This is a genomic window from Paenibacillus humicus NBRC 102415 (genome assembly GCF_004000905.1).
GTDB lineage: Bacteria > Bacillota > Bacilli > Paenibacillales > Paenibacillaceae > Paenibacillus_O > Paenibacillus_O humicus.
In genome coordinates this window covers 72,671-81,852 of sequence record NZ_BIMD01000023.1, presented here as the reverse complement: position 1 = coordinate 81,852, position 9,182 = coordinate 72,671, and the positions used below count along the sequence as shown (strand labels likewise).

Sequence of the window (9,182 nt, the reverse complement as noted above, 5' to 3'; positions counted from 1 at the left end):
ATGCTCGGAGCTTTTTGCATGCTCGGAGCTTTTGCATGTCCGGGCTCTGCCTGCCCGATCTTCAATCCGCTGCTTTTGGTCTGCTCCAGGCCGCTGCCTGCACATCAGACCATCTTGTTGAATTCCTTGCGCAGGCGCTTGATGATCCGCTTCTCGAGGCGGGAAATATAGGATTGCGAGATGCCGAGCTGATCGGCGACATCCTTCTGCGTCTTCTCTTCCCCGTCGGCAAGCCCGAAACGCAGCTCCATGATGATGCGCTCCCGCTCTGTCAGCTTGTCGAGCGCCTTGTGCAGCAGCTTGCGGTCGACCTGCTCCTCGATGTTCCGATAGATCGTGTCGTTCTCGGTGCCGAGCACGTCCGAGAGCAGCAGCTCGTTGCCGTCCCAGTCGATGTTCAGCGGCTCGTCGAACGATACCTCCGTCCTCGTCTTGCTGTTGCGGCGCAGGAACATCAGAATCTCGTTCTCGATGCAGCGCGAAGCGTACGTAGCCAGCTTGATCTTCTTTTCGGGATCGAACGTATTGACAGCCTTGATCAGGCCGATGGCTCCGATCGATACCAGATCCTCGATGTGGATGCCGGTATTCTCGAACTTGCGGGCGATGTAGACGACAAGCCGCAGGTTGCGCTCGATGAGCATGGCGCGGATCGCGCTGTCCCCGGACGGAAGCCTCTCCAGCAAGTATTCCTCTTCTTCGCGCGTAAGCGGGGGGGGGAGCGCTTCACTGCCGCCGATATAATATATTTCCTGGCTTTTCAGCCCGAGCAAAAACAGCAGGCGGTAATAGAACAACTGCATATTCAGCCGGAATTTAACCATTGTAGTCCCCATCTCCTCTTTTGTTGGTCAGCCGGCCCGATGCTCCACCAGCGAAGGGTGGATGATAGCGCGGTAAGAGCCGTCAGCTGCCAGCTTGCCTCCATCCAGTCCGATGAGCACTTTGCTCGATTCGCTCCGTTGTCCTTCTCTCACGATGACGACCGTATCCGGCTTGACGGCGAGCATGAACTGCGTCCCTTTGTTGATTCCGCGGTAGGGGACGAGCCGCAGGCGGTCCTGCCAGGGAAATTCCTCTTGTCCAAGCCCGGCGATCAGCCGGTCCACCTGGGAATCCCGGATTCCCTGCATCCAGCCGGGAGGGATCTCGTCCTCCCACAGCGAGGCTTCCATCACCATGACCGGTGTCCGGGAGAGCGGATCGTAGAGCTGGTTGCCCGTATCGACGAGACCGGTGCAGCGATGCTCCTTGCCGCCGATGATGACGGAAACTTCAGCCAGATGAGTCAGCACCAGCTCCTTCTGCCTTCGTGCGCTGACGACGCTGCGGAAGACATACAAGCCGATGCATAGGAAGCTGAACGCGTATACGCCGCCCATCTGCACTTCGAATGCGACTCCATGCCGGAGCAGCGTCATCGTCCTCCATACTTTTCCGGAGCCCTGCATAAGAAAATAGTAGATGCCGAGAACGGCGCCGGCCGCTACGAAATTGACCGCATAAAACGTTCCCACAAGACGGGCAAAGCTTCGGGTATCGGCATAACCGAAGGCGACCGCGATTATAATCAGCGATATAGCCGCCTTGACGATGACGGTAAACAGCATGGAGAGCGGCGGAAAAAGCATCAAGGTCACATAGATCCCGCCGATGGCGGCAGCGGTCAATACCCGCCACGGCTTGGCCTTGATTCCGCGCACCCAGGCAGTGAGCAGCAGCATGGAGCCGTCCACCATCAGCTCCTTGAGAAACAGCACATCGACGTATACGGCCAGCTGAAGCCACCCTCCTGTCCACCCTTCGGCACCGTCCGGCTCTGTCGGCAGAGCAGGCCGGGGAACGATAGAAACAAGTATAGTGCAGCGCCAAGCACAATGTCTGTCTAAACCTGGCGCGGCGCCGCAACTAATTTTGTCGGAAGCTTAGAGGCGCGGCGGAGCTGATTCTCCTCTTTTCGACCACGATAAAATGAAGATGAACAAGGCTTTAACCGGGGCCTTGTCGTTTTTTAGGCATAGAAAAAGACCGCATCTTCCGTCGGAAGATGCGGTCTGGGTAGGGACTGCGGATCAGCGGTCGCCGCGCGGGCGGTTGTTGCGCAGGAAAGCGGGAATCTCCAGCTGGTCGCTCGGCGTATTGGTGAACGGCTTGGCGCTCGGCTGAGGGGCGCGCTGCTCCTGAGGCTCAGGAGCGGCTCCATGAGTTTGCGTCTGCGGGCGGCGGGCCGGCTGAACAGGCGCCGCCTTGTGCTCGAAGCCTGTCGCGATGACGGTGACCTTGATCTCGTCCTTGAAGTCCTCGTCGATGATCGCGCCGAAGATCATGTTGACCTCCGGATCGGAAGCCTCGATGACGATCTCGGCCGCTTCGTTCACCTCGTACAGCGACAGGTTCATGCCGCCGGTGATGTTCATGATGACTCCGCGGGCTCCGTCGATCGACGTTTCGAGCAGCGGGCTCTGGATCGCCTTGCGGGCAGCCTCGGCCGCGCGGTTCTCGCCGGTCGCGATGCCGATGCCCATGAGGGCGGAGCCGCGCTCGGTCATGATCGTCTTCACGTCGGCGAAGTCGAGGTTGATCAGGCCCGGTACGGCAATGAGGTCGGAGATGCCTTGGACGGCCTGGCGAAGCACGTTGTCGGCTTCGCGGAACGCCTCGAGCATCGGCGTCTTTTTGTCGACGATCTCAAGCAGGCGGTCGTTCGGGATGATGATCAGCGTGTCGACCTTTTCCTTCAGCGCCTCGATGCCGTTCTCGGCCTGGTTCGAGCGCTTGCGGCCCTCGAAGGTGAACGGTCGGGTGACGACGCCGACCGTCAGCGCTCCGCATTCGCGGGCGATTTCGGCGATGACGGGAGCAGCGCCGGTACCGGTGCCGCCGCCCATGCCGGCCGTCACGAATACCATGTCCGCGCCTTTGAGCGTAGCGGCGACGAGATCGCGGGATTCCTCGGCCGCTTTTTTGCCGACCTCCGGATTCGCGCCCGCTCCGAGGCCGCGCGTAAGCTTGTCGCCGATCTGGAGCTTATGCTCCGCCTTGGCAAGGTGGAGCGCCTGGGCGTCGGTGTTCACCGTAATGAACTCCACGCCCTTCACTCCGTTGTCGATCATCCGGTTCACCGCATTGCTGCCGCCGCCCCCGACACCGATGACTTTAATTTGTGCCAGCTGTTCCAAGTCAATATCGAACTCCAACATTCTATTTCCCCCGATCAGATGAATTCGCTGAACATGTTCTTGATTCGTTCAATCATGCCGGGTTTAGCGGGGGCTGCGGTTCCCGTCTTGCGGCTTGCCTGCTTCTTGACCGCTCCCGAATTGCGAATCGTCATATGCTTGCTCACATATTGGATCATTCCGACTCCGCTGCCGAAGGCCGGGTCGCGTACGCCGATGAAGTCCGGGACGGCGATGCGGACGGAAGATTCCAGCTCCTGCTGCGCCACGGTCAGCGTGCCCGGCAAGTTCACTGTGCCTCCGGTGAGCACGTAGCCCTGGATTTTTTGGGCATAGCCCAAACGGCGGACTTCCTGCCGGATCATGTAGAAGATCTCGGCCATGCGCGGCTCGATGATGTTCGCCAGATCGACCTGGGAGAATTCCTTCTCGACGTTGGAGCCGAGCCGCGTCACCTTGAAGCGCTGGTCCTCCGCGGCGTCGTACACGGATGCGCAGCCGTACTTGAGCTTGATCTTCTCCGCTTGCTCCGTCTGCGTGCGAAGGCCGTAGGAGATATCATTGGTGACGAATTCCCCGCCGACCGGCAGCGTCGACGTGGCGGCCAGGCCGCCCTGATCGAAGATCGACAGAGTCGTGGATCCCGCGCCGATGTCGACGATGGCCGTTCCCATCGACTTCTCATCCTTGCTGAGGGACATCATGCCGGACGCCAGCGACATCAGGATGATGCCGGAGATGTGCAGCCCTGCCTTCTCCACGCAGCGGATCAGATTATGTATGGCCGTCTTCGCTCCGGTCACGATGGTGGATTCCACTTCGAGACGGACGCCGATCATGCCGCGCGGATCCGAAATGCCTTCAAGCCCGTCGACCAGATACTGCTTGGGCACGAGATTGATGATTTCGCGTTCCGGTGGCAGCGCCACGACCTTGGCCGCCTGCAGCACGCGCTCGATGTCTTCCTCGCCGATCTCGCGATCCTCGTTGGAAACAGCCACGACGCCGTGGTTGCTCTGGAGCGCGATATGATTCCCCTGAATGCCTACGTACACTTCCGAAATCTGAATGTCGACCATTCTCTCCGCATGCTCGACCGCGTTGCGGATCGACTTGACGGTCTGGTCGATGTCTACGATGGCTCCCTTGCGGATGCCTTCCGAGTCGGACGATCCAACCCCAATTATATTAATGGCTCCGCCTGTCACTTCGCCAATAATAACTCGAACCTTGGATGTACCGATGTCCAAACTGACAATGATGTCGTTATTGCCCAATTCCGCGGCACCTCCGTTTCGGGTCGCATTTATCGGTATTCCTTTTTAATCTGATCCTACATATTCAACACAGTTAATATTTTCCCTCTTTTTTCTACATTTTTTTCGCCTGCCAATTCAACCCAGCAAAGAAAAAAAATGAAGGAGGGGCGGCCGTCTCGGCACTCTCGCCGCTCGCCGGAAGCGAGTCCGAAGCCGCTGCGGAGATGGCTCGCCGAGGGACTAAAGGCATGATCATCTAGGAAAAATGCCATATCTTAAATTCTACCATTCTTTAGGGCGAAATAAAAGAGCGGGAGCCAAGCGGCTTTGCTTCATGGTCCGGCTTCCTCCGAGCTGCCCGCGGCTTGCACGAACGGCGAATAGGTATCCGCAAGCAGCAGCGTGACCCGGCCGGGATCCCGCTCCTCGACGACCGAATTCAGCGTGTCGATCTTATCCTTGAGCAAGGAGGCGGCCGTAATGACTTCGAAGCCGTTGCGGGTATAGATGCGGATCCGGTCCGGGTAGGATTCGGTCGGAGAAGGCATGATTTCCGATAAATTGCCGAGAGCGGCAGGATCGATCAGGGCAAGCTGCCTGCACAGCTCGCCCTTCACGGAATCGTCCTTCTTCCATCCCGACAGGACCGGCTTGTCCACGACCGCTTTGGCCTGGTCGGCCTGGATGATGGAGCCGCTCGCCAATATGGCGCTCAGCTGGCCGTTCGCAGCGAGCTCAAACGCTACCGGCGGATATTCCTCGACCGTGATTTTGATCTGTCCGGGAAAGGTTTTGGCCACCTTGACTTCCTTGACCGAGCCGAGCTTCCGGATCCGGTGCTCCACGCTGGAGGAAAGAGTGCCGAAAAAGGCGTCTCCGGCACGAACGCTTGCCGCCTCGCGGATCCGCGCTTCCGTCGTGAACTGCTCGCCCTCGACCGTGACGACGCTGACCTTGCTGATCGAGGAATTAAAGAAAAGGATCGATAATAAAATAAGGAATAGAAGCACCAGGATGAAGACGAGTTTCCGGTTGCCCCTCCGCTTCGGCGGCGGATCCTTCAAGATCGGGATCAATTCAGCCAAGCTTGTCCCTCCTTCAGCCGCGAAACGGTCTCCGCCCGCGCGGAGAGCCGTTTTGCGGCAGCACATTTCGGTTCTATTGCATCGGCGTCCGCGGGCAGAAGCTCCGGCACGGGATATCCCTTGAAGATCAGCCCGGTACGGCTCCGTTGTCCGGAACCGGCGCGCTGCGGACAATCCGTGCGCCAAGCCGCGCAAGCATGGATTCGATGCTGTCGTAGCCGCGGTCGATATGATGCACCTGCTCGACGACTGTGCGCCCATTGGCCGCAAGTCCGGCGATGACGAGAGCGGCGCCGGCCCGCAGGTCCGTCGCTTCGACCGTTGCCCCGTACAGCCTGGATACGCCCCGGATGACGGCCGCGTTGAGATCGACGCGGATATCCGCTCCCATGCGGCTGAGCTCGTCGACATGCTTGAAGCGGCCCTCGAAAATCGTTTCCTTCATGATGCTCGTGCCGTCGGCCAGAGCAAGCAGCACCATAACCTGCGATTGAAGATCCGTCGGGAAGGCCGGATAGGGAGAAGTGACGATCCGCTCGACCGCCTTCGGCCTTGCCGACGTTCCGACGGTGATGGCGTCTCCCTCGATGCCGATGCCGACTCCGGCGCGCCGGAGCACATGGATCAGGGAAGACAGATGCGCCGGCCTCGTGTTCGTCAGCGTAACCTTTCCTTTGGTCGCAGCGGCAGCTACCATGACGGTGCCGGCCACGATCCGGTCCGGAATGACCCGATAGCGGCATGGAGTGAGCGATTCGACCCCTTCGATCGTAATCGTATCCGTCCCCGCTCCGATAATGCGCGCGCCCATAGCGTTGAGGAAATGCTGAAGATCCTGGATTTCCGGCTCCCTGGCAGCTCCCGTTATCGTCGTTCTGCCCTCTGCGAGCGCAGCGGCCATCATGATGTTCTCCGTCGCGCCTACGCTGGGAAAGCCGAGATGAATATCGGCACCGCGCAGCTTCTCCGCCCGGCAGGAAATCCGATCCCCATATTCCTCGATCTCGGCGCCCAGCGAACGCAGCCCTTCGAGATGAAGGTCGATCTTCCGCTCTCCGATCGCGCAGCCGCCGGGCTGGTAGAGATGGACTTCCCCGAACCGGGCGAGCAGAGGTCCCATCAGAAAAATGGAGGAACGCATCTGACCCATCAGCTTTTCGGGGATATGGGCCTGGTATGCCGTCGCCGTATTGATCGTGACGGTGTCGCCGACATGTTCCGCGCGGCAACCGAGCTCCTGCAAGATGTGCAGCATGACTTCTATATCGAGCAGCTGCGGCACCGAATCGATGACGACCGTGCCGCTGGCGAGCATGCTGCCTGCCAGTATCGGCAGAGCTGCGTTTTTCGCCCCTTGGATAGCAATGGTTCCTGAGAGAGGTTGCCCGCCTTCAATCACCAATTTGTCCAAACCTACACCTCCAAGTTACCGCTCACCCACCACCAATACTTCCGGCTTCAAGTCAATGCCGGTACGGTCCTTGACCGTGCCGCGAATATGGGCGATCAGGGTGAGGACGTCTTCAGCCGCCGCCTGGCCGGTGTTGACAATGAAATTGGCGTGCAAGGTCGACACCTGGGCTCCGCCTACCGAATAGCCTTTGAGCCCGGCTTCTTCGATCAGCTTCGCGGCATAGGTGCCGGGAGGATTGCGGAAGACGCTTCCGCAGCTCGGCTGATGCAGCGGCTGCGTGGCTCTGCGCCGATCTTTGTGAGCAGCCATCGCAGACGTGATCTCTCCGGCCTCTCCTCTCTCGAGCTCGAAGAGAGCTTCCACGACGATGCCGCGGCTAGCCTCCTCCTGCAGTCTCGAATGGCGGTAAGAGAACTTCATCTCCTCCGGTCCCCACGTCACCAATTCCCCTGTCTCCAGCACAATGTCGGCTGATTTGAATATACGCGACACATCGGATCCATGGGCTCCCGCATTCATATAGACGGCACCGCCTACCGTGCCTGGAATTCCCCCGGCGAATTCCAGTCCCGTCAGCCCTTTCCTGCCGGCTTTAACTGCAAGCGTGACGAACGGATACGCGGCTCCGGCACGCACGAGCGGGCCGTCGAATTCCGCGAAATCCAGCGCAGACCCCGGCCTGATGACGACGCCGCGGATTCCTTTGTCCGAGACGAGCATGTTGGAACCCTTTCCAAGCGTCATCCAGGGCACTTCGTGCCTGCGCAGAATGCGAATCGTTCTTGCCAGCTCTTCCTTGCCGCTCGGGACAACCACGGCATCGGCCGGTCCGCCGATTCTCCACGTCGTAAGCGACGAGAGCGGGACCTGCTGGCTGATGTCGCCCACACGGGCTTCTTCCAGCTCTTGCATCCAAGCTTTCATGGTGTTCCTCCTTCATTCGCGGTGCTCAAGGCGGGGCAAGGCTGTCAGGCTGCAGCCCGAAGCCCTCGCGGGCTTCGGTGAATGCCCGCACTCCCTGTAGGAATGCGGTAACCGGCCGCCCTTAGGTGACGGACACGATTATGCTGATATCCTATGCCTCCCCGGGCTCTATGGTGACAGGAGCCCGCCCGCACCCCGCTTCTCGCCTTTTATTTCTTCGCCAGCCTGCGCAGCTCCGCAGTCAGGATCGAAGCGGATCCCGGCATGCCGAGCTTCCGCGACGCTTCCTTCATGCGCTGCAGTCCGGCGCTGTCCTGCAATATCGCTTCGATGCGGCTCCATAGGCCGTCACCGCTGAGTTCACGCTCAAGCATCAGCTCGGCCGCCCCCGCGTCTGCGAGATTGCGGGCATTGGCTTCCTGATGGTTATTCGTCACATTGGGCGACGGAATCAAGATGGACGGCAATCCGAGAGCCGTCAGCTCGGCCAGCGACGAAGCGCCGGCCCGCCCGACGACCAGCGTGGAGGCGGCCAGCACCTCGGGCATGTTATGAAGATAAGGCAGGACATGAAGATGATTGGTGATGCCCGGCGCCGCCTCCTTGATGGCCGCGGAGGTGCGTTCGTAATAGCTTTCTCCGGTCACAAAAACATAATGGACGGCTCTGGAGCGGGCCGCGGCCGGCGCCATGGCGACCATCGCGTCATTGATGGCCTGCGCCCCCCTGCTGCCGCCTACGACGAGCACGATGCGGCTCCCCTCGGCGATGCCGAGCGAAGCGTAGCCTTTGCTGCGGCTTGCCTTGACGACATGGGAAGCGCATGGGTTGCCGGCATAGACGGTGCGCTTCGCCTTGCCGAATGAAGCGGCCGAAGCTTCGAAGCTCACCGCCACGCAATCGGCGTAACGGGACAAAAACTTGTTGGTAAGCCCGGGAACGGCATTCTGCTCATGGACGAGCGTCGGGATGCCGAGCCTCGCGGCTGCATACATGACGGGCCCGCATACATAACCGCCGGTCCCTACGACCGCGTCGGGCTTGAAAGCCTTCAGCAGCTCCTTGGACCGGCTGACTCCCTTCATGAAGCGGATGACGGTCCTGACGTTCTCGACCGACAGCTTGCGCCTGAAGCCGGTGATTTCCACCGCCTCGAAGCGCACGCCCGCCTCCGGTACGATCCGGCTCTCAAGCCCGCGGCTCGTGCCGATATAGAGCAGCTCCGTCTGAGGCTCTTCCTGCTGCATCTGCTTGCCGATGGCCAAGGCGGGATAGATATGCCCCCCGGTTCCTCCTCCGGTCAGTACGATTCGCATGATGT

At 60.1% G+C, this 9,182-nt stretch carries 8 protein-coding genes; all 8 read right to left on the bottom strand.

Annotation, left to right across the window (positions count from 1 at the left end; genetic code table 11):
• Positions 1-104: 104 nt before the first annotated feature.
• Entirely contained in the window at positions 105-824 is a 720-nt protein-coding gene (gene sigE, locus PHU01S_RS14975; protein WP_076354877.1) for an RNA polymerase sporulation sigma factor SigE, read from the bottom strand.
• Between the two features lie 27 nt (positions 825-851).
• On the bottom strand, positions 852-1,778 hold the full coding sequence (spoIIGA, locus tag PHU01S_RS14970) for a sigma-E processing peptidase SpoIIGA (RefSeq protein ID WP_048743733.1): 927 nt from the start codon (positions 1,776-1,778) through the stop codon (positions 852-854).
• A gap of 294 nt (positions 1,779-2,072) precedes the next feature.
• A complete protein-coding gene (gene ftsZ / locus PHU01S_RS14965) occupies positions 2,073-3,200 on the bottom strand; it encodes a cell division protein FtsZ (protein WP_049867672.1) in 1,128 nt (375 codons plus the stop codon).
• A 14-nt stretch (positions 3,201-3,214) separates the two neighbouring features.
• A complete protein-coding gene (ftsA, locus tag PHU01S_RS14960; RefSeq protein WP_048749943.1) occupies positions 3,215-4,456 on the bottom strand; it encodes a cell division protein FtsA in 1,242 nt (413 codons plus the stop codon).
• A gap of 314 nt (positions 4,457-4,770) precedes the next feature.
• Entirely contained in the window at positions 4,771-5,523 is a 753-nt protein-coding gene (locus PHU01S_RS14955; RefSeq protein WP_048749941.1) for a cell division protein FtsQ/DivIB, read from the bottom strand.
• 127 nt (positions 5,524-5,650) lie between these two features.
• Positions 5,651-6,934 (bottom strand): UDP-N-acetylglucosamine 1-carboxyvinyltransferase, encoded by a 1,284-nt coding sequence (murA, locus tag PHU01S_RS14950; protein ID WP_048749939.1) that lies wholly within the window; start codon positions 6,932-6,934, stop codon positions 5,651-5,653.
• 15 nt (positions 6,935-6,949) lie between these two features.
• On the bottom strand, positions 6,950-7,861 hold the full coding sequence (murB, locus tag PHU01S_RS14945; RefSeq protein WP_048749936.1) for a UDP-N-acetylmuramate dehydrogenase: 912 nt from the start codon (positions 7,859-7,861) through the stop codon (positions 6,950-6,952).
• Positions 7,862-8,070: 209 nt separating this feature from the next.
• The gene (murG, locus tag PHU01S_RS14940) at positions 8,071-9,177 is read right to left on the bottom strand and encodes an undecaprenyldiphospho-muramoylpentapeptide beta-N-acetylglucosaminyltransferase (protein ID WP_127508211.1); all 1,107 of its coding nucleotides are present in this window, start codon (positions 9,175-9,177) and stop codon (positions 8,071-8,073) included.
• Between the last annotated feature and the right edge of the window lie 5 nt (positions 9,178-9,182).